This window comes from Thauera sp. DNT-1, assembly GCF_055393985.1.
The window spans coordinates 3,793,546-3,811,488 of the sequence record NZ_AP043752.1 but is presented as its reverse complement, the minus strand read 5'-3'; the positions used below and the strand labels follow the sequence as shown (position 1 = coordinate 3,811,488).

General features: G+C 69.6%; 21 protein-coding genes. 7 read left to right on the top strand and 14 right to left on the bottom strand.

Annotated elements, in window-relative coordinates:
• Positions 1 to 573: 573 nt before the first annotated feature.
• The 3 genes from ACZ5PP_RS17615 to ACZ5PP_RS17605 form a co-directional block, all read right to left on the bottom strand.
• Positions 574 to 1,713: a porin gene (locus tag ACZ5PP_RS17615; protein WP_004303922.1), complete on the bottom strand. Its 1,140-nt coding sequence runs from the start codon at positions 1,711 to 1,713 to the stop codon at positions 574 to 576.
• 173 nt (positions 1,714 to 1,886) lie between these two features.
• A complete protein-coding gene (locus ACZ5PP_RS17610) occupies positions 1,887 to 2,288 on the bottom strand; it encodes a type II toxin-antitoxin system VapC family toxin (RefSeq protein WP_004303921.1) in 402 nt (133 codons plus the stop codon).
• Positions 2,285 to 2,551, bottom strand: coding sequence for a type II toxin-antitoxin system Phd/YefM family antitoxin (locus tag ACZ5PP_RS17605; protein WP_004303919.1), 267 nt, complete (start codon positions 2,549 to 2,551; stop codon positions 2,285 to 2,287). Before ACZ5PP_RS17605 ends, ACZ5PP_RS17610 begins: the two co-directional genes overlap by 4 nt.
• A 132-nt stretch (positions 2,552 to 2,683) precedes the next feature.
• Between ACZ5PP_RS17605 and ACZ5PP_RS17600 the strand changes: the two genes are divergently transcribed.
• The 5 genes from ACZ5PP_RS17600 to rpoH all read left to right on the top strand — a co-directional run bounded on the left by ACZ5PP_RS17600 (position 2,684) and on the right by rpoH (position 5,093).
• Positions 2,684 to 2,932: a type II toxin-antitoxin system Phd/YefM family antitoxin gene (locus tag ACZ5PP_RS17600; protein ID WP_004303917.1), complete on the top strand. Its 249-nt coding sequence runs from the start codon at positions 2,684 to 2,686 to the stop codon at positions 2,930 to 2,932.
• Positions 2,925 to 3,335, top strand: coding sequence for a putative toxin-antitoxin system toxin component, PIN family (locus tag ACZ5PP_RS17595; RefSeq protein WP_464826382.1), 411 nt, complete (start codon positions 2,925 to 2,927; stop codon positions 3,333 to 3,335). The genes ACZ5PP_RS17600 and ACZ5PP_RS17595 overlap by 8 nt, the downstream gene beginning before the upstream one ends.
• Before the next feature lie 141 nt (positions 3,336 to 3,476).
• On the top strand, positions 3,477 to 3,740 hold the full coding sequence (locus ACZ5PP_RS17590) for an antitoxin (protein WP_004303913.1): 264 nt from the start codon (positions 3,477 to 3,479) through the stop codon (positions 3,738 to 3,740).
• Positions 3,737 to 4,156: a type II toxin-antitoxin system VapC family toxin gene (locus ACZ5PP_RS17585; RefSeq protein WP_004303911.1), complete on the top strand. Its 420-nt coding sequence runs from the start codon at positions 3,737 to 3,739 to the stop codon at positions 4,154 to 4,156. Before ACZ5PP_RS17590 ends, ACZ5PP_RS17585 begins: the two co-directional genes overlap by 4 nt.
• Before the next feature lie 85 nt (positions 4,157 to 4,241).
• A complete protein-coding gene (gene rpoH / locus ACZ5PP_RS17580; RefSeq protein ID WP_012584822.1) occupies positions 4,242 to 5,093 on the top strand; it encodes an RNA polymerase sigma factor RpoH in 852 nt (283 codons plus the stop codon).
• A 63-nt stretch (positions 5,094 to 5,156) separates the two neighbouring features.
• Here the strand turns inward: rpoH and ACZ5PP_RS17575 are convergent, their stop codons facing one another.
• The 11 genes from ACZ5PP_RS17575 to ACZ5PP_RS17525 form a co-directional block, all read right to left on the bottom strand.
• Positions 5,157 to 5,762, bottom strand: coding sequence for an SCO family protein (locus ACZ5PP_RS17575; protein ID WP_464826381.1), 606 nt, complete (start codon positions 5,760 to 5,762; stop codon positions 5,157 to 5,159).
• Between the two features lie 303 nt (positions 5,763 to 6,065).
• Positions 6,066 to 6,545 carry a nuclear transport factor 2 family protein gene (locus ACZ5PP_RS17570; RefSeq protein ID WP_197068775.1) on the bottom strand — a complete coding sequence of 160 codons (480 nt, stop codon included), beginning with the start codon at positions 6,543 to 6,545 and terminating at the stop codon, positions 6,066 to 6,068.
• Between the two features lie 11 nt (positions 6,546 to 6,556).
• Positions 6,557 to 7,459, bottom strand: coding sequence for an SDR family NAD(P)-dependent oxidoreductase (locus tag ACZ5PP_RS17565; RefSeq protein WP_464826380.1), 903 nt, complete (start codon positions 7,457 to 7,459; stop codon positions 6,557 to 6,559).
• The gene (locus ACZ5PP_RS17560; RefSeq protein ID WP_004330039.1) at positions 7,456 to 7,989 is read right to left on the bottom strand and encodes a DUF3833 domain-containing protein; all 534 of its coding nucleotides are present in this window, start codon (positions 7,987 to 7,989) and stop codon (positions 7,456 to 7,458) included. The genes ACZ5PP_RS17565 and ACZ5PP_RS17560 overlap by 4 nt, the downstream gene beginning before the upstream one ends.
• A gap of 162 nt (positions 7,990 to 8,151) precedes the next feature.
• A complete protein-coding gene (locus ACZ5PP_RS17555; protein ID WP_464826379.1) occupies positions 8,152 to 9,696 on the bottom strand; it encodes an MFS transporter in 1,545 nt (514 codons plus the stop codon).
• A complete protein-coding gene (locus ACZ5PP_RS17550) occupies positions 9,693 to 10,310 on the bottom strand; it encodes a chalcone isomerase family protein (RefSeq protein WP_004323816.1) in 618 nt (205 codons plus the stop codon). The genes ACZ5PP_RS17555 and ACZ5PP_RS17550 overlap by 4 nt, the downstream gene beginning before the upstream one ends.
• Positions 10,311 to 10,396: 86 nt before the next feature.
• Positions 10,397 to 11,638, bottom strand: a complete 1,242-nt coding sequence (locus ACZ5PP_RS17545; protein ID WP_004323818.1) for an SAM-dependent methyltransferase — start codon at positions 11,636 to 11,638, stop codon at positions 10,397 to 10,399.
• Positions 11,638 to 12,408 carry a DUF1365 domain-containing protein gene (locus ACZ5PP_RS17540; RefSeq protein WP_043744554.1) on the bottom strand — a complete coding sequence of 257 codons (771 nt, stop codon included), beginning with the start codon at positions 12,406 to 12,408 and terminating at the stop codon, positions 11,638 to 11,640. The genes ACZ5PP_RS17545 and ACZ5PP_RS17540 overlap by 1 nt, the downstream gene beginning before the upstream one ends.
• Positions 12,408 to 13,781: an NAD(P)/FAD-dependent oxidoreductase gene (locus ACZ5PP_RS17535; RefSeq protein WP_464826378.1), complete on the bottom strand. Its 1,374-nt coding sequence runs from the start codon at positions 13,779 to 13,781 to the stop codon at positions 12,408 to 12,410. The genes ACZ5PP_RS17540 and ACZ5PP_RS17535 overlap by 1 nt, the downstream gene beginning before the upstream one ends.
• Positions 13,782 to 13,786: 5 nt before the next feature.
• Positions 13,787 to 14,593 (bottom strand): GTP cyclohydrolase FolE2, encoded by an 807-nt coding sequence (folE2, locus tag ACZ5PP_RS17530; RefSeq protein WP_464826377.1) that lies wholly within the window; start codon positions 14,591 to 14,593, stop codon positions 13,787 to 13,789.
• Positions 14,590 to 14,856 carry a hypothetical protein gene (locus tag ACZ5PP_RS17525; protein ID WP_004323826.1) on the bottom strand — a complete coding sequence of 89 codons (267 nt, stop codon included), beginning with the start codon at positions 14,854 to 14,856 and terminating at the stop codon, positions 14,590 to 14,592. Before ACZ5PP_RS17525 ends, folE2 begins: the two co-directional genes overlap by 4 nt.
• 277 nt (positions 14,857 to 15,133) lie before the next feature.
• On the opposite strand from ACZ5PP_RS17525, the gene ACZ5PP_RS17520 reads away from it, so the two are divergent.
• A complete protein-coding gene (locus tag ACZ5PP_RS17520) occupies positions 15,134 to 16,732 on the top strand; it encodes a Na/Pi cotransporter family protein (RefSeq protein ID WP_041589790.1) in 1,599 nt (532 codons plus the stop codon).
• 144 nt (positions 16,733 to 16,876) lie between these two features.
• The gene (locus tag ACZ5PP_RS17515; RefSeq protein WP_004307857.1) at positions 16,877 to 17,791 is read left to right on the top strand and encodes a MerR family transcriptional regulator; all 915 of its coding nucleotides are present in this window, start codon (positions 16,877 to 16,879) and stop codon (positions 17,789 to 17,791) included.
• Positions 17,792 to 17,943 lie beyond the last annotated feature (152 nt).

The following is a 17,943-nucleotide window of genomic DNA, read 5'->3' as shown; positions in this document are numbered from 1 at the left end:
GGGAAGGATGCGCACGGGGCGTTCCTTCGGAGGCTGCGGAACTCGCCCTGCGGGCTCGGACAGTCCTCGCCTCTCCAGGAACACCCCGCACGCATCCGGGAACCGTGGGCGCATCACGACCGAAAAGTGGAACTCGATGGGGGCGAAGCAGGCGCACCGCGAAATGCTTCCTGCCCCCGGCCTGCAGCACTCAACTGACTGCGGAGAAGGGGCGACGCATTCTGTCGCACGCCAAGGGCCGCGCCGCCACAATCACCGTAGCCCGGGATGTTGGGCATTCCCGGCGCAGGCGAGGACTGCCCGAGCGAAGCGAGTTCCGCAGCCTGCAGAAGGAATGCCCCGCGCGTCCCCGGCGGATTACGAGCACAGCGGGAAAGAGACACAAAAGTGGGAAATCGTGGTCTATCCCCCATTTCCCATCACGAAGCCACCGACGGGAGGGAAATGAGCAAATGAAAGACCTGACCCTGGAGCCCCCTCCGACCCTGGAGCCCCCCTTGATCTCGTGGGCGTAGACGAAAAAACGGGAGCCGAAGCTCCCGTTTTTACTTTCAAACCTGTCGAGGTGACAGATTAGAAGGTGTGACGCACGCCGACGGTGAAGATGTCGGAGTCGTCGCCGGTGTTGGTCGACACGGTCGGGACCAGGCCGAACTTCGAGGCGTTGCTGTCGTTCGTGGTGCGGTTCCAGCCAGCGTACGCGGTGGTGCGCTTCGACACAGCGTGGGTATAGGCCAGGGTGTAGCTTTCGGCACCAGTCTTGTTCGCGTTGTCGTAGTCGACTTCGCCGTAGGCGAGGTGGACGTTGCCAGCGGCGCCAACCGGAACGATCACACCAACTTGCCACAGGTCGGCATCGTTGTTGTTGGTGTTGGCCAGCGACTCAGCGTTTTGATACGAAGCAGCCAGCTTCACGATACCGAGGTCGTAGCTACCGCCGACACCCCATTCCTTCTGCTTGCTGCTATTGCCAGTGAAGCTATTACCCTTCGACAGTTGATACACCGCACCAACCGCCAGCGGGCCGTTCGCGTAGTCCGCGCTCAGGCCGTATGCGTCGTCGTAGCTGGGCGAAGTGCCCGCAACCGCCGGAGCCACCGCGCCCGAACGGGTCAGTTCGTTGCCGCGAGCAGCCCAGATGCCGCGAACGGTCAGGCCCGAGAACGAACCGGTGTAAGCGACCGAGTTGTCCCAGCGAGCGGCGCTGTTCGGGGTGATGGTCATGCCGGCATTGTTCGACAGGATCGACTGCGGCGAAATGAAGGCACCCAGGACGGCATCGTAGTTGAAGAAATAGCCCGGAGCGTACTGACGGCCGACGCTGACGGTGCCGAAGGCGCCGCTCAGGCCAACATAGGCTTGGCGCGAGAAGACGGAGTCGCCGTCGGTCGTGTCGTTCGTCGAACCATACTCGGGGCCAGCAGTCGCGCCGGAAGCGGAACCAACGGCCGGCGAAGCAATGCCGTTACCGATGTCGAAGCCCTGCTCCAGGACGAAGACGCCCTTCAGGCCGTTGCCCAGGTCTTCGCTGCCCTTGAAGCCGATGCGGCTGCCCGACAGGACGCCACTCAGAACACCACGGAAGTCGGTGTCGCCGTGCGAACCGGCGGCCAGGCCAGCGTCAGCCACACCGTAGATGGTCACGTTCGACTGAGCGAAGGCCGGGGCCGAAACGAGGCCGGCGATGGCCAGCGCGATCAGTTTCTTTTGCATGTGTTTCTCCTCAAATTTGAAGTTGAGACCTTGGCACCTGCCTTGGCCCTACTCACCTCTCTGGCGAGAAGTTGGAGCGATTCTGCAAACCTGCCGCCCGCCTTGCAAGCCTGGAAGCGCTAAAACGCGACATTCCAGGCTTTGGTGTTGCGGACGTGCAACAGAACGCCCGATCAGCGCCGCGCATCGAGCCGCGGCAGGCCCGTATTCCATGCCAACAGCTTCTCGTCGGCCGTCACCAGTGTCGCGTTGCGCACGCCTGCGGTAGCGGCGATGAAGCGGTCTGCCGGGTCGCGATTCAGATCCGCAAACCCTGCCGCCGCCAGCACGATGCGTCCATCGAGCGCAATCTCGACCAGCCCCGCGCCCAGCAGGCCCGCCCGCCAGCCTTCAACAGCAAGCGGCAGGACGATGCGCCCCTTGTCCGCAAGCATTGCGCATTCCCAGAAGCTGATCGCGCTCACCGCGACCTCGCCCGCGCGCCAGGCCTGTTCGATGCGCGCACGCGCCTGCGGGCCGATCGCGGCATCGTCGGCATCCATCCAGATGAGCACATGCGTATCGAGGACGATCACGACAAGGCCTCCCAGTCCTGGTCGGCGACCGGCGACACGATGTCGCCCAGGATGCGCACGCCCGGGTGCAGACCAAAAGGCGACGATGCACGCGCGCCCTGATAAGGATGCAGCTCGGCAACCGGCTTGCCGTTCTTCGTGACGACAAGGATCTCGCCCGAGGCCGCCACCTGATCCATCAGGGCGAGGCAGCGAGCCTTGAATTCGGAGGCCTGGATGGTTTGCATGGTCGTACTCCCTGGATAATCGATGACCATGATCATGACCATGGTTGCATGCGAATGCAACAAGGCCTTGGGGCATGCTGCATGCCCGGGTTCATTCAATACAAAATTGCGCACATTTTGTACAAAACATACAATTCAAACTCACCAGAACGAAAAGGAGTGGCAACCATGCGCACTGTCTCCGCCACCGAAGCAAAGCAAGGGCTGGCCGGCGTGCTCGACCTGGCCGCACACGAACCGGTCGTGATCCGCCGCCAGAAGCGCGATGTCGCGGTCGTTCTGTCGATGAAGGAGTACGAGCGCCTCACACGACTCAACGTCGCCGAGTTCCAGCGCTTTTGCGACGCAGTCGGCGAAAAAGCCGCAGCGGCGGGACTGACCGAGGACAAGCTCGCCGAATTGCTCGCCGATGACTGAATTCCTGCGCTTCGTCGTCGACACGAACGTGCTCGTCAGCCGCCTGCTGGCACCGCGCAGCACCGCCGCCCAGGCGGTCGATCAGGCGCTCGCCCGCGGCAACCTGCTCGGTTCGGAAGAAACCCTGGCCGAGCTCGTCGAAGTGCTTGCACGGCCCCAGTTCGACCCGTATGCATCTCGAGAAGACCGGCGCGAGTTCATCCGTCTGCTCGGCGGCGTCATGCAGGTCGTGCCGATCATTCGCAGGGTTGCGGCCTGCCGCGATCCGCGCGACGACAAGTTCCTGGACGTTGCGCTCGCAGGCGAAGCCGCGGCGATCATCAGCGGAGACAAGGATCTGCTTGTGCTGAACCCATGGCACGGCATTCCCATCCTGACGCCAGCCGAGTTCCTCATGCGTTGAATGAAGGGCGCAGCGCAGCAGACCGGTCGGCTTACGAGTTCGAGGCATAGCCCGCCCACTCGAAACAAACAACGGACGTTTGCGCTGTTGCTACGCGAGCACTAAAATACACACGCCAGCGTATTTACAAAAGGTGATGCCATGGAAACACTGCCCAGCCGCGTCTTCAACAACGGCAACAGCCAGGCGGTCCGCATCCCGGCAGAGTTCCGCCTCGATACCGACCGCGTCAGCATCACGCGCAACGACGCGGGCGACCTGGTGATCCACCCCTTGCGGGTACAGCGTGGCACCGCGCTGATGCAGGCCCTGAAAGCGCTGGGCGAAGTGGACGACGACTTCGTCGCCGCGCTCGAGGCCGAGCGGGAAGCGCCGCTGCCGGTGCAGGAGCGCGAGGCGCTGTGATCTACCTGCTCGACACCAATATCCTGATCTACCTGATCAAGAACCAGCCGCCCAGCATCGCGCAGCGCATCGACGCACTTCCTGATAGCGACACCCTGTGCATGTCTTTCGTGACCTGGGCAGAGTTGTTGAAGGGCGCCGAGCGCAGCACCCGCAAGACGGAGGTGCTGCGGCGGCTGAACTCCCTGGCGCGCCAGATACCGGTGCGCTATCCCGCCGACCCAGCCATCTGCCGGCATTACGCGGAACAGGCCACCCGCCTCAAGGAGGCCGGCACACCGATCGGCGCAAACGACCTGTGGATCGCCTGCCATGCACTGGCCGAAGACGCCACCGTGGTCACCCACAATACGCGCGAGTTCAGGCGCATTGCTGGTTTGCGCGTCGAGGACTGGGTGTCCTCCGACGAGGACTGACGAGGACTACTCCGGAACTCCCGCCGCCCCTTAGCACTCTCACGCCCCGAGTGCTAAGATTGATGCGCAAGGAGGACTCCAGCCCATGTCACAAGCCCTGACCTTTCCCGTTCCCGCCGCCGGCAGCCTGGACCAGTACATCCAGAGCGTGAATCGCATGCCCATGCTGAGCGAGCAGCAGGAGGTGGAACTGGCGACGCGGCTGCGCGACGAGGGCGACGTGGATGCGGCACGGCAACTGGTGATGTCGCATCTGCGCGTCGTCGTGGCGATCGCGCGCGGCTACCTCGGCTACGGCCTGCCCCACGCCGACCTGATCCAGGAAGGCAATATCGGACTGATGAAGGCGGTCAAGCGCTTCGACCCCACGCGCGGTGTGCGTCTGGTGTCGTTCGCGATCCACTGGATCAAGGCCGAGATCCACGAATACATCCTGAAGAACTGGCGCCTGGTGAAGATCGCCACCACCAAGGCGCAGCGCAAGCTCTTCTTCAACCTGCGCGGCATGAAGCAGGACAGCAGCACGCTGCAGCCCGCCGAGGTGCGCTCGATCGCGGCGCAGCTGGGCGTGAAGCCCGAGGAAGTGGTCGAGATGGAGACGCGGCTGAGCGGTCGCGACATCCCGCTCGACGCCGGCAGCGATGACGAGGACGAGCGCTTCGCACCCATCGCCTACCTGCCCGATCCGCACGCCGAGCCCTCCGAGCAGGTCGAGCAGGCTCAGCTCGCCCGCCTGCAGGACAGCGGCCTGCGCGACGCGCTCGCCAGCCTGGACGAGCGCAGCCGCGCGATCGTGCAGCGGCGCTGGCTCGCCGAGGGCGACAGCGCCACGCTGCACGAGCTGGCGGCGGAATACGGCGTGTCGGCCGAGCGCATCCGCCAGATCGAGGCCAAGGCGATGCAGAAGATGCGCGGGATGCTGGCCGCGGTGGCGTGACCACCCGCCCCAGACAACGAAACGGCGGCCCGAGGCCGCCGTTTTCCCTTGGAGCGCGCGCCCTCACTTCCCCGCCAGCAAGGCCTTGATGTCCGCCACGACCACCTGCGGGTCCTCGGCGTGCCTCACGTACAGCCGCGGCCGGCCGTCGGGGCCGAAGACGTAGGTGCCGGCGGTGTGGTCGATGGTGTAGTGGCCGGCGAGGTCACCGCTCTTGCGGTAGAACACGCGGAATTCCTTCGCCAGCTCGGCGATCTTCTCGGGCGTGCCGTAGAGGCCGAGGAAGCGCGCATCGAACACCGGCACGTACTGCGCGAGCAGCTCGGGCGTGTCGCGCTCGGGGTCGACGGTGACGAAGAGCACCTGCACGCGCTCGGCGTCGGGGCCGAGCTCCTGCATCACCGTACTCATGCCCGACAGCGCGGTGGGGCAGACGTCGGGGCATTGCGTGTAGCCGAAGAAGATCGTCACCACCTTGCCCTTGAAGTCGGCGAGCGTGCGCTCCTGGCCGTTGTGGTCTGTAAGGCGCAGCGTCTTGCCATAGCTCGTGCCGGTGATGTCGGTGCTCTTGAACACCGGCTCGGCGGGCGTGCAGCCGGCGAGCAGGAGAAGGGGCGCGATGACGGCGAGGAGGAGGGTGCGCAGCGGCGCGCAGAGGCAGGAGGGCATGAGGGGACGGGCAAGCGGATCAGGGGTCGATGATAGTCCCTTCGCCAGCACGCCGGAACCCGCGCCGCAACGGGGAATCGCGACTTGCGTCGCTCCTACGAAAAACCGCCGCGCTTCCGAAGGCCCCTGTGGGAGCGACGCAAGTCGCGATCGCAGCGCTGGAGCACGCGCCGACGCGGATTCCCCGCGCGGCGGGGATCGCGACTTGCGTCGCTCCTACGAAAAACCGCCGCGCCTTCCGAAGGCCCCTGTGGGAGCGACGCAAGTCGCGATCGCAGTGCTCCCGTCACCTCCCCCCACACCTCACCCCGCCGACATCCTGCGCCGCAGCCAGCGCAGCGGGGCGCCGATCAGCGGCAGCTTCTCGTACAGCTCCTCGGCGGCATCCCAGTAGTCGCGGTGCAGCACCACGCGGCCGTCGGCGTCGAAGCGCAGATGCGTGACACCGCGCACCACGAGTGGCCGTCCGCGCAGCGCGAAGTGGAACGCCCAGCCCAGCATCGCCTGCTCGCCCTGCTCGATGCAGTCTGTGACCTCGAAGCGCGGCGCCTCGGCGGTGGCGAACATGTGCGCGAAGATGCGGCCGATGGCGGCGGTGCCGGCGACCTCGTTGAAGGGGTCCTTGAAGCGCGCGTCGGGGGCGTAGAGCTGGTCGAGCCCAGGCAGTGCGGCGGGAGTGAGCGTCTCGTAGAAGCGCGCCAGGCGCCGGGCGGGAGATTGCCGCACGGGTTCCGCCGAAGCGGCGCTCGATGGAAGGTGCTCCGGAGGCTTCGGGTCGGTCATGGCGGCAAGCCCTACAGGCCAGTTGCGCGGCGGATCAGCGCGAAATACAGCGGCCGCGGCAGCAGCTGCAGGAGCTTGAGCGCGCGCGTGAAGCGCTTCGGGAAGTGGATCTCGAAGTCGCCGCGCGCGAAGCCGTCGACGATCGCAGCGGCCGCCTGCTCGGGCGTCTGCAGCGCGGGCATGGCGAAGTCGTTCTGCGCGGTCAGCGGCGTGGCGACGAAGCCGGGGTCGATCAGGAAGACGCCGATGCCGCGCGGCGACAGGTCGAGGTGGAGGACCTCGGCGAAGTTGATCAGCGCCGCCTTGGACGGGCCGTAGACGAGCGCCTTCGGCAGTCCGCCGTAGCCGGCGACGCTGCCGACCAGCGCGATGGCGCCGTGACCCTGCGCGAGCAGGGTCGGCAGGACTGCCGCGGTGGCGCTCATGGTGCCGACGAGGTTGGTCTCCAGCGTCTCGCGCACGGCCTCCGCAGTGAGCTCCCAGGCGCGCAACGGGCGGTAGGTGCCGGCGTTGAAGACCACGAGATCGATGCCGCCCCAGGCGGCGAGCAGCCGGTCGCGCGCCCGTTCGATCTCGCCCGCGCGCGACAAGTCGAGCGCAAGCGCGAGCACTCCCGCGGAAGCGGGCGACTCGGCGCGGTGCGCAGGCTCGACGGCCGCATTCGCGAGCGCGCCCGCGTCCCCGGCGGTCGGGCCCGCGCCGGCAGCCGCGTCGCAGGCCGCGCACACCGCCTCGAGGCGCTCGCGCCCGCGCGCGGAGAGCGCCAGGCGCGCGCCCCTGCGGGCGAGCGCGAGCGCGAGCGCCTCGCCGATGCCCGAGGACGCACCGACGATCCACACCCGCCGCCCCGCCCATTCGCGGATCGGCGTGTTGAGGGGCGCGAACCCGCCGCGGCGGGCAGCCGGTGCGGTCACGGGCGCGGCCTCTTGTGGAAGGACAGCGTGACCTCGCCGAGGCGGAAGCCCCACTTGCTCATCAGCGAGCGGTTGAGCATGACCTGCTCGTCCATCAGGAACATCCAGTCGTCGAAGTCGACGTTGTACACCTTGCCATCCACCGGCAGCGCCAGCACGTAGCGCCAGCGCAGCGCGTTGCCGGCCGCCTCGCCGGCGGCCTCGCCGACCACGTCGTCGGCACGGCCGCTGTAGCGCCCGGGACCGAGGCGCGTGATCGTCCACACGCGGCGCTGGGTCGTGCCGTCGGAGTAGGTGAACTGTTCGTCGAGCGTGCCGGTGTCACCCTGCCAGCTCGCCTCGATGAGCACGTGGAAGCGCTTGACCACCTTGCCCGAGCGGTCCTGGAACATGCCCCAGGCGTCGATCGTGCCGTCGAAGTAGTCGCGCAGCTCGAGCACGGGCGTTTCGGCACGGTATTCGTCGATCTTCACGCTGCTGCACCCCCAAAGCCCCATCAGGGCGACGCACATCAGGAAAAAGCGTTTCACGATTCCTCTCCTCCGACCAGATTCCGGCTTGCTGCGTCGTCGCAGCGTCGGTGCTGCGATCGCGACTTGCGTCGCTCCTACGGGCCGCCTCACCCGCTGCCGTTCCCCCCCCCAGCGCCGGTCGCCGCGTTATCGCGACTTGCGTCGCTCCTACGGGCCGCCTCACCCGCTGCCGTTTCCACTGCGGCGCCGGTCGACGCTTGTGGGAGCGACGCAAGTCGCGATCCCGGGCGGGTCGTCTCCCGTGCCGGGATCGAGCACGGCTCGCCCGTGCCAGAGCAGGGCGATGGCGGCGAGCTTGAGGGCGACCGGTGCGAAGCCGTACACCGCCCCGAGCGCGGCGACCGCAGTGGGCTCGCGCGCGCCCGGGGCGTAGCCGAGCAGCGCGAGCAGGGGCAGCGCCAGGCCGGCGGCGAGCGCCAGGTTGGCCTTGGTGACGAAGCTCCACCAGCCGAAGCAGGCACCCGCCTCGAGCGCGCGCGAGCGGGCCGGCGCACGCCCGGCCCGCCCGCGCGCGAGCAGGTCCGCGAGCATGGAAGGCGGCAGGGTGAGGTCGGCGCCGAGCGCCAGGCCCGAGAGCGCGCAGATGCAGGCATAGGCGAGCAGATCGCCGCTGCCGAGCAGGCCTGCCCAGGCGAACACCGCCACGGCGAGCGCCATGCCGGCGAGCCAGGCGCGCAGCTTGCCGATGCGCTGCGACAGCCGCGTCCACAGCGGCAGCCCGGCCGCGGCGGCGAGGAAATACAGGGCAAGGAAGGCGCCGGCAAGCGCCTCGGCCTGCAGCACGTCGGCGACGAAGAAGAGCACCGTCGCCGAGGGGATCGCGGCGGCGATGCCATTGACCGCGAACACCGCGAGCAGGCGGAGGAAGGCCGCGTCGGCGAGCGCCGCGCGCAGGCCCCGCCACATCGGCGCGTGCGTCGCAGCGAGCCGCGGCGGAGCGGGCGCACGCCACAGCGTCCACAGGCCGAAGACCACGAGCAGCGGAAGGAAAAGCCAGGCGAGCCGTGCGAGCCCCGCCGCGCCGCCGTCGCCACCGCCCCCTGACGCACCGACACCGCCCGCGGCGCCGCCTTCAGTGGCGACCGCCGACTGGCCGACGCCAGCCGTGCCACCGATCACCCCCTCGCCCAGCAGCCCCGGCAGCGCCGCCGCCAGCACCACACCGACGAGCGCGAAGGCCTCGCGGCTGGCGACGAAGCGGGTGCGCGCGGCCGGCGTGGCGGCAACCTCGGCGCCCCAGGCGTTGTAGGCGATGCTCGCCACCGAATAGGCCAGCGACACCGCCACCAGCAGGCCAAACAGCCACGCCGCCCCGGCGCCTGCGGGCGGGATCAGCAGGCCGAGCATGCCGGCGCCGAGCGCGGGCAGCGCCAGCGCGACCCACAGCCGGCGCCGCGGCAGGCGGTCGCTGGCCCAGCCGATGAGCGGGTCGGTGATGGCGTCGACGACGCGCGCCGCGAGCAGCACGGCACCGACCAGCGCGAGCGACAGGCCCAGGCCTTCCGCATACAGGCGCGGCACATGCACGTAGATCGGCAGCGCCGCGAAGGCGAGTGGCAGGCCGAGGGCGCCGTAGGCGAGCAGCGCACCCCACTCGACGCGGTCGGCATCCGGAGCACGCCCGGCGCCAGGCGCGCAGGCCGCGCGGGCACATGCTCCGCCCCCGTGGTGGCGATCCGGCGCGGCGCGTGCGCGGTCGCTCATCTCGTGACCTCCTCGAGCCCGAGCAGGCGTGCGCGCAGCGCGGGCTCGCGGGTGCGCTCGTCGAGCCAGATGGCGAAGAAGGCCTGCGCCAGCGCCGGGTCGTCGAGTTCGGCGGTGGCGCGGCCGTCGTGCCAGAAGGCCGCGCCCTGCCCCGGACGGTGCAGGCCGGTCAGCGTGTCTCCGGCCGCGACCGAAGGCAGCGCGGCAGCGAGCGCCTCGCCCCAGCGCGCCAGCGTCGGCTCGTCGGCGAGACCGAGGCGGCGCATCTCGTCGAGGCTGAGCTCGACCAGACGCGCGGACGTGACCGCGCGCGCGTAGCGGATCGACAGCACGTGCTCGTCTGCCGTGGCCTGTTCGCCCGGCGCGCGCGCCCACAGCGCGGCGTCGTAGAGCTTGAAGCCGAGCCAGCGCAGCTCGCCGCGGCCGACCTCGCGCAGCCCGACCGTGCTCGCCACGAGCTGCGGCGGCAGGCCGAGCGCGTGCACCGTCTCCAGCGCCAGCAGCATGCAGCACGCCAGCACTGCGCCGAGCGCGCGCGGGAGGCGGGCGAACCGCTCGAAGCTGCGACGCAGGCTCCGCGGGGAGCGTGCGGGAAAGCGGATCGGGGCGCTCATGGGGTCACCTCCAGGCCCTGAAATGCGGGGACGGCGCGGCCAGGGGGTCGGCACAGATCGCTTCCCTCCGCCGCGCCCATCACCATTCAGCCGCCTTGCGACCCTGCGGCGGCATGCGCGAACACGTAGTGATGCACGTCGAGGTCGCCGGTGTCGAAGCCCGCCTCGCAGTAGGCGAGATAGAAACGCCACATGCGCAGGAAGCGCTCGGGGAAGCCCTGGGCGCGCACCGCTGCAGCCTGCGCGTCGAAGCTTCGATGCCAGTGCGCGAGCGTGCGCGCATAGTCGCGCCCGAAGGCGAAGTCGCCCACCACCTCGAGCCCGGCGCGCCCGGCCTGCTGCGCCACCGCGCCCGGGCTGGGCAGCATGCCGCCGGGGAAGACGTGGCGCTGGATGAAGTCGGTGCCGCGCCGGTAGCGCGCGAACAGCGCGTCGGCGATCGTGATCGCCTGCACCACGCAGCGCCCGCCCGGCTTCAGCAGTGCGGAGAGCTGGGCGAAGTAGGTCGGCCAGAAGCGCTCGCCCACCGCCTCGATCATCTCGATCGACACCACATGGTCGTACTGGCCGCGCACGTCGCGGTAGTCGCACAGCTCCAGATCCACCCGGTCGGCGAAGCCGCCGCGCTCGGCGCGCGCACGCGCGAACGCCAGCTGCGCCGGCGACAGCGTGATGCCCAGCACCTTGCAGCCGAACTCGGTGGCGGCGACCTCGGCGAAGCCGCCCCAGCCGCAGCCCACCTCCAGGATGGTCTGCCCGGGCCGCGCGCCGAGCTCGCCGAGGATGCGGCGGTACTTGCGCAGCTGGGCGTCCTGCAGCGACTCGTCGGGCGAGGCGAACACCGCCGCCGAGTAGGTCATGGTGGGGTCGAGCCAGAGCGCATAGAAGTCGTTGCCGAGGTCGTAGTGGGCCTCGATGTTGCGCCGCGAGCCGCTGCGCGTGTTGGCGCGCAGCAGGTGCTGCAGGCGGTGGCTGAGCAGGCGGAACATGCGGCCGTAGATCGCGCCCTGCAGGCGGGTGCGGTTGGCCGAGAGCAGGCGCAGCAGGCCGGGGAGGTCCTCGGTGTCCCACAGGCCGTCCATCCAGGCTTCGCCGAAGCCGATGTCGCCGCGTGCGAGCGCCTCGTCGAACACGGCGTGGTCGCGCACCCGCAGGTGAGCGACGAGCGCACCGTGGCCGGCGCGCACGCGCACGCCGTCGGGCAGCTCCACCGCGATCGCGCCGCCGTCGAGGCGGTCGAGCATCTCCAGGCACAGCCGGGTGGCGCGCGGCAGGCGCGCGAGGCGCAGGCCGGCGAGCGGCTGCAGGGCATGGTCGAGCGCGTTCATCAGGTAGTCTCCTCGAGCGGCGGCGCGGGCTTGCGGAAGAAGCTCACCCGCCGCAGGGCCAGGCGCAGCGCCTGCCAGTGGATGCGGGCGACGACGCCCAGGGTCATGAAGGGCTGGCGCGCGAGCCACTTCGCCATGCTGGCCCCACCGACGGCCTCGGCGCGGCCCGCCAGGCGGGTGGAGAGCTGGCGCTCGCCGCCGTCCCAGAGCTCGATCGACACCGCATGCACGGCGCCGCGCTGCTCGAAGCGGAAGCGGTACTCGCCGCGCACCGGGAAGAAGGGGGAGACATGGAAGCGCTTGCAGGCGCGCAGCTCATCGCCCGCGCCGATGGGGCGCAGGTCGGCGTGGTGCAGCAGGTAGTTGTGACGCTCGCCGAAGGTGTTGTTCACCTCGGCCAGCACCGCACGCAGGCCGCCCGCGCGGTCGTGGCAGAACCAGAAGCTCACCGGGTTGAAGACGAAGCCGAGAATGCGCGGCATGGTCTGCAGCACGATCTCGCCGTCGCATGCCGCGGCCAGCCCGCGCTCGTTCAGGAGGGCGCGGATCCACGGCAGCAAGGGCGAGCCGTCGCGCGCGCCGTGGTCGCGGCTGCGGAAGCTGAACAGGTTGGCACGCTCGATGCCGAGCAGCGGAGCGCGCACTTGGTCCAGGCGGCCGAGCGGCAGGCGCAGGAAGGCGCTCGGGTACACGAAGCGGTTGTGCGCCTGCACGTGGCGCTCGTGCATGACCGCGCCGAAGCACACCGCGGGCTGGAGCGCGTCGGGCATCACGCCGCCTCCAGCGCCGTCCCGGCCCGCTTCGCCGCCGGCACGCGGCCGCGCCGCCACGGCACTTCCACGCCCATCGCCTCGACCACCGCCACCGCCGACTTGAGGCCGTCTTCATGAAAGCCGTAGCCGGTCCAGGCGCCGGCGAACCAGCAGCGCTCGCGGCCCTGGATGGAAGGCAGCGCGGCCTGGGCGTCGATCGCGCCGTGGTCGAACACCGGGTGGGCGTACTCGATGCGACGGAAGGTCTTGTCGGCTGCGGGCGCGATGAAGGGGTTGAGCGACACCACGACCGGGGTCTGGAAAGGCAGCGGCTGCAGGCGGTTGATGAGGTAGCTGACCGACACCGGACGCGCGTCGGGCGCGCCCTTGCCGGCGAGGTAGTTCCACGCCGACCACACCTTCGGGCGGCGTGGCAGGAGCGCGGTGTCGGTGTGCAGGTACGCAACGTTGGCCTGGTAGCGCACGGCGCCGAGGATGCGGCGCTCGTCCGGCGTGGCCTCGCTGCCGAGGATGGCCAGGGCCTGGTCGCTGTGACAGGCGAAGACGACCTCGTCGAAGCGCTCCGGCCCGGCCGCGGTGTGCACCCACGCCCCGTCCTCGCCGCGTACCACGCGCTGCACCGGCGCGTTCACCCGCACGTCGTCGAGGCGGGCGAGCATGCGGCGCACGTAGCTGCGTCCGCCGCCCTTCACCGTCATCCAGGTCGGACGATCGAGGATCTGCAGCAGTCCGTGGTTGTGGCAGAACTGCACGAAGGTCGCGAGCGGATAGGCGAGCATGGTGCGCGTCGGACACGACCAGATCGCCGCGGCCATGGGCAGCAGGTACCAGTCGCGGAAGGCCTGCGAGTAGTCCTCCAGGTCGAGATACTCGCCGAGCGACAGGGCCGGCATGCCACCTTCGCTCGCCATCCGCGTGGTCTCGCGGTTGAAGCGCAGGATGTCACGCAACATGGCGAGGAAGGCAGGACGCACCAGGTTGCCGCGCTGGGCGAACACGCTGGCAAGGTCGGTGCCGGCCCACTCGAGCTCGGGTTCGGCCAGGCTGACGCCGAAGCTCATCTCGGTCTCCACCGCCTCGACCTGCAGCAGCGCGAACAGCGCACACAGGTTGGGGTAGGTGCGGCGGTTGAAGACCAGGAAGCCGGTGTCCACCGGATGGGTGAGGCCGTCGACGGTCACGTCGATGGTGTTGGTGTGACCGCCGACGTAGCTGCCCGCTTCGAACAGCGTCACGCTGTGCTGCGGCGCGAGCAGCCAGGCGGTCGACAGACCGGCGATGCCGCCGCCGATCACGGCGATCCGCCGCCCCTCGGCACCCCGGCCCGCCTCGCCCGTGGCGTGCAGGCGCTCGATCTCACCCATCTTCATGGCGATTACTCCGGCGCGTTCTCGCCCTCGACGAGGGCGTAGGCGGAATGGTTGTGGATGGACTCGAAGTTCTCCGACTGCACCCGCCACGAGGCCACGCGCACATCGGCACGCAGGCGCAACGCGATGTCGCGCACGAGGTCCTCGACGAACTTGGGGTTGTCGTAGGCGCGCTCGGTGACCCACTTCTCGTCCGGGCGCTTGAGCAGGCCGAAGACTTCGCACGAGGCTTCTTCCTCGGCCATGCGCACCAGCTCGCGCAGGCCGAGGTCGCCGCGCAGCGTGGCCGACAGGGTGATGTGCGAGCGCTGGTTGTGCGCGCCGTAGGCGGAGATCTTCTTGGAGCACGGGCACAGGCTGGTGACCGGCACCACCGCCTCGAGGGTGCTACGGATCTCGCCGCCCGCGGTCTTTTCCACCACCACGCGGGCGTCGATGTCGAGCAGGCTTTCGACGCCCGAAACCGGCGCGGCCTTCTTCATGAACCAGGGAAAGCGCGCCTCGATGCGGCCGCTCTCGGCTTCGAGCCGCACCAGCATGTCGGCGAACAGGCCGCGCAGACCGTCGAGATCGAGCGCGTCGCGCTCGGCCTCGAGCAGCTCGACGAAGCGCGACATGTGGGTGCCCTTCACCTCGGCGGGCAGGCCGACCGTCATCTCCAGCGTGGCGACGGTGTGCTGCACGCCGCCGTCGAGATCGCGCACCGCCATGGGGTAGCGCAGGCCGCGCACGCCGACCTGCTGGATCGCCAGCGCGCGGTGGTCGGCGCTGGATTGCACGTCGGGCAGGAAGAATTTTTCCGGGGCGTTCATGAATGATCCTTTTGCTTGGTGGGGAGGGGGCGCAGCGGAAGATCCGCGCGGTGCACGAAGAGCAGGAGTTCGAGCGGGGTCTGGATCGAGGCCGGGGCCGGGGTCGCGACCGTGTTGTCCACGACGGGCCCGGCAGGAGCGACGGCGGCTGCCGCCGCGACGACCTGGGGCGGTGCGGCCGAAGCCGCGGAGATCCCGAAGGAGACGAGCACCGTAGCGGCGGAGAGCATGCCGGCGCGCCTGGAGAGCATTTTCGCGTTCATGGCCGTGTCCTGGACAAGCGTGGATGACGATTCCACGATAGGCGAGCACCGCAGAGCTGTCAATAATTTGTCCAGGACAAATTGAAATTGTTTGCCATCCGGTCCAAAGCGCGATGGTCCCCGCCGCGAACAATGCCCTCCCCGCCCGCGCGATCCGGCATTACGCTGTCGTGACGCCCCCTTCCCGCACGAGAGGCCCGCCCTGGACACCAGCCCGCTCGCCATCTATCCGATCGTCGCCGGCCTGCTCGGCGGCATCGGCCTGTTCCTGCTCGGCATGCACATGCTCACCGAGGGCCTCAAGCTCGCCGCCGGCCGCGCGCTCGAGGGCCTGCTCGAGCGCGGCACCGCCACGCCGGTGCGCGGCCTCGGCGCCGGCATGACCATGACCGCGCTGGTGCAGTCCTCCACCGCGGTCACGGTGGCGAGCATCGGCTTCGTCAACACCGGGCTGCTGTCGCTGCAGAACGCGATGTGGGTGATCTTCGGCTCCAACGTCGGCACCACGCTCAACGCCTGGCTGGTGGCGGCGCTCGGCTTCAGCTTCCGGATCGACGCCTTCGCGCTGCCCTTCGTCGGCATCGGCGCGACCCTGATGCTGGCCGGACGCACGGTCCGCCAGCGCGCGCTCGGCCAGGCGCTGGCCGGCTTCGGCGTGCTCTTCCTCGGCATCGACGCGCTCAAGGACACCTTCTCGGGTTTCGGCGCGACCATGAACCTGCAGGACCACATCGCACCCGGCTTCACCGGCTGGCTGATCCTGGTCGGCATCGGCACCGTGCTGACGGTGCTGATGCAGGCCTCGGGCGCGGTGATCGCGATCATCATCACCGCCGCCCAGGGCGGGCTGATGTCGATCGAGGCGGCGTGCGCGATGGTGATCGGCACCAACATCGGCACGACCTCGACGGCGATCCTGTCGGCGCTGGGCGCGACCTCGAACGCGCGCCGGGTCGCGGCCACCCACGTGATCTTCAACCTAGTGACCGGCGCGGTGGCGATCGCGCTGCTGCCGCTGCTGATCGGCCTGCTCGGCGCGCTGCGCAACTGGTTCGAGCAGCCGGCCACGCCGGCGGTGATGCTGGCGATGTTTCACACCGCCTTCAACGTGCTCGGGGTGCTGCTGATGGTGCCGCTGGCACGCCCGCTGCGCCGATTCCTGGCGAGCCACTTCCGCAGCCGCGAGGAGGAGATCGCCCGCCCGCGCTATCTCGACGCGCCCTCGCTGGCGGTGCCCGACCTGGCGCTGCGCGCGCTGCGCCTGGAGTTGGGCCGCACGCAGTCCTTCGCCCTCACCGCGCTCACCGCCGCCACGCGGGTGCCGCCGGACGAGCCCTGGATCGAGCGTCAGGCGAGCACGCTCGATGCGCTGGCGCCGGCGATCGGCGACTACGTGCGCAAGCTCAACGCCATGCGCCTGCCGCCGGCGCTGGTCGAGGCGGTGGCGCACAGCCTGCGCGCGCTGCAGTATCAGGAGAGCGCGGTCACCGCGGTGCGCCAGGCGTGCGCGCTGGCCACCACGCTCGGCGCGCCGCCGGGCAGCGAGCTCGAGCCGATCGCCGCGGCCTTCCGCCAGGCCACCGGGGCGCTGGCCGCGAGCGCGGACGCGGCGCGCGAGGACTTCTCCGCGCCGGCGGTCGAGGTGCGGCTGGAGGAGGCGGAGCTGCGCTACCAGGCCTTCAAGGAGGCGCTGCTGCTGGAGGGTGCGCACGCCCGCATCGACATTCGCACGCTGCAGGACTGGCTGCGCCTGGCCAGCCTGGAGCGCCGCGCGATCGAGCAGGTGGCCAAGGCGGCGCGCATGCTGGCGGTACTGGACGGCGACCTGACGCCGCAGCAGGCGGAGGAAAAGGCGGGAGAGAACGGGGTGGAGTGAGCGCCGATCGATTGGGGGCGTGGGCGCATGCATCGCGGTCGGAAAATGAAGTCGCCTCCAGCGTCGGCGCCTCATTTGTCCTGGACAAAATAAACTCTCCCGCCTACCATCCTCTTAACGACCATCTCCCGAAAGCTGCTGCCGATGAACGCCCCGAACCCGTCTGAAACCGCCTTCAGCATCGCTGCCGTCGAACGCGACACGGGCCTGGCGAAGGACACTCTGAGGGTGTGGGAGCGGCGTTACGGCTTCCCTGCGCCGACGCGCGACGCCAACGGCGAGCGTGTCTACCCGTCCGACCAGGTGGAGAAGCTGCGCATGATCCGCCGCCTGCTCGACCACGGCCGTCGACCGGCCCGGATCGTGGGCGCAAGCGTCGAGGAGCTGTCTTCGATGCTCGATTCCTGCCTGTGCCCGGAGGGCGGCACGCCTGCCGGTCGCGACGACGGTCTGCTGCAGCTCGTGCGCCTGCATCGCAGCGTGGAGCTCGCCGCTGCACTGCGCCAGGCGCTGATGAAGCAGGGGCTGCAGCGCTTCGTCGCCGAGACGGTGGCGCCGCTGGCGGCGGCGGTGGGCGAGGCGTGGATGCGCGGCGAGGTGGATGTTCCCGAGGAACATCTGTTCACCGAGCAGGTGCAGAACCTGCTGCGCAGCGCGATCGGCGCGCATGCCGCGAGCGAAGGCCGACCGCGCGTGCTGCTGACGACCTTCCCCGAGGAGGAGCATGTGCTCGGCCTGCTGATGGCGGAGGCGATGCTGGTGCCGGAGGGCGCGAGCTGCCTGTCGCTCGGCACGCGCACGCCGCTCGCGGACATCCGCAGCGCGGCGGTGGGTGGAGGTTTCGACATCGTCGGGCTGTCCTTCAGCATCGCCTATCCGGCACGCCAGGCGATCGACGGCTTGCTCGAGCTGCGCGCGCTGCTGCCGGAGGAAATCGGGATCTGGGCCGGCGGCGGCGCGGTCCGCGACAAGCAGAAGCGCCTGCCGGGCATCCGTGTGGTAGGCGACCTGGCGGACACGCTGGCGGCGCTGCAGGAATGGCGCAAGGCGAGCGCCTGAGCGCCGCACGCGCCCTGCGACCGTGCGCGCGCCCGCTGACGACGGGCCTATTCCGGGTTCATGTGCGGTAAAACTTCACGGCATCCGCGCCAAGCCGCCCCGTAGAATCTCGCAAGCATATTCTTGCGCTCGCGCGCGTCCGTCAGGGCGCG

What these genes read in the sequence shown, in the direction of transcription:
- ACZ5PP_RS17615 (WP_004303922.1), bottom strand. Translation starts at nt 1,713, where the DNA reads ATGCAAAAGAAACTGATCGCGCTGGCCATCGCCGGCCTCGTTTCGGCC.
- ACZ5PP_RS17605 (WP_004303919.1), bottom strand. Translation starts at nt 2,551, where the DNA reads ATGATCATGGTCATCGATTATCCAGGGAGTACGACCATGCAAACCATC.
- ACZ5PP_RS17600 (WP_004303917.1), top strand. Translation starts at nt 2,684, where the DNA reads ATGCGCACTGTCTCCGCCACCGAAGCAAAGCAAGGGCTGGCCGGCGTG.
- ACZ5PP_RS17595 (WP_464826382.1), top strand. Translation starts at nt 2,925, where the DNA reads ATGACTGAATTCCTGCGCTTCGTCGTCGACACGAACGTGCTCGTCAGC.
- ACZ5PP_RS17590 (WP_004303913.1), top strand. Translation starts at nt 3,477, where the DNA reads ATGGAAACACTGCCCAGCCGCGTCTTCAACAACGGCAACAGCCAGGCG.
- rpoH (WP_012584822.1), top strand. Translation starts at nt 4,242, where the DNA reads ATGTCACAAGCCCTGACCTTTCCCGTTCCCGCCGCCGGCAGCCTGGAC.
- ACZ5PP_RS17575 (WP_464826381.1), bottom strand. Translation starts at nt 5,762, where the DNA reads ATGCCCTCCTGCCTCTGCGCGCCGCTGCGCACCCTCCTCCTCGCCGTC.
- ACZ5PP_RS17570 (WP_197068775.1), bottom strand. Translation starts at nt 6,545, where the DNA reads ATGACCGACCCGAAGCCTCCGGAGCACCTTCCATCGAGCGCCGCTTCG.
- ACZ5PP_RS17555 (WP_464826379.1), bottom strand. Translation starts at nt 9,696, where the DNA reads ATGAGCGACCGCGCACGCGCCGCGCCGGATCGCCACCACGGGGGCGGA.
- ACZ5PP_RS17550 (WP_004323816.1), bottom strand. Translation starts at nt 10,310, where the DNA reads ATGAGCGCCCCGATCCGCTTTCCCGCACGCTCCCCGCGGAGCCTGCGT.
- ACZ5PP_RS17545 (WP_004323818.1), bottom strand. Translation starts at nt 11,638, where the DNA reads ATGAACGCGCTCGACCATGCCCTGCAGCCGCTCGCCGGCCTGCGCCTC.
- ACZ5PP_RS17540 (WP_043744554.1), bottom strand. Translation starts at nt 12,408, where the DNA reads ATGCCCGACGCGCTCCAGCCCGCGGTGTGCTTCGGCGCGGTCATGCAC.
- ACZ5PP_RS17535 (WP_464826378.1), bottom strand. Translation starts at nt 13,781, where the DNA reads ATGAAGATGGGTGAGATCGAGCGCCTGCACGCCACGGGCGAGGCGGGC.
- folE2 (WP_464826377.1), bottom strand. Translation starts at nt 14,593, where the DNA reads ATGAACGCCCCGGAAAAATTCTTCCTGCCCGACGTGCAATCCAGCGCC.
- ACZ5PP_RS17525 (WP_004323826.1), bottom strand. Translation starts at nt 14,856, where the DNA reads ATGAACGCGAAAATGCTCTCCAGGCGCGCCGGCATGCTCTCCGCCGCT.
- ACZ5PP_RS17520 (WP_041589790.1), top strand. Translation starts at nt 15,134, where the DNA reads ATGCACATGCTCACCGAGGGCCTCAAGCTCGCCGCCGGCCGCGCGCTC.
- ACZ5PP_RS17515 (WP_004307857.1), top strand. Translation starts at nt 16,877, where the DNA reads ATGAACGCCCCGAACCCGTCTGAAACCGCCTTCAGCATCGCTGCCGTC.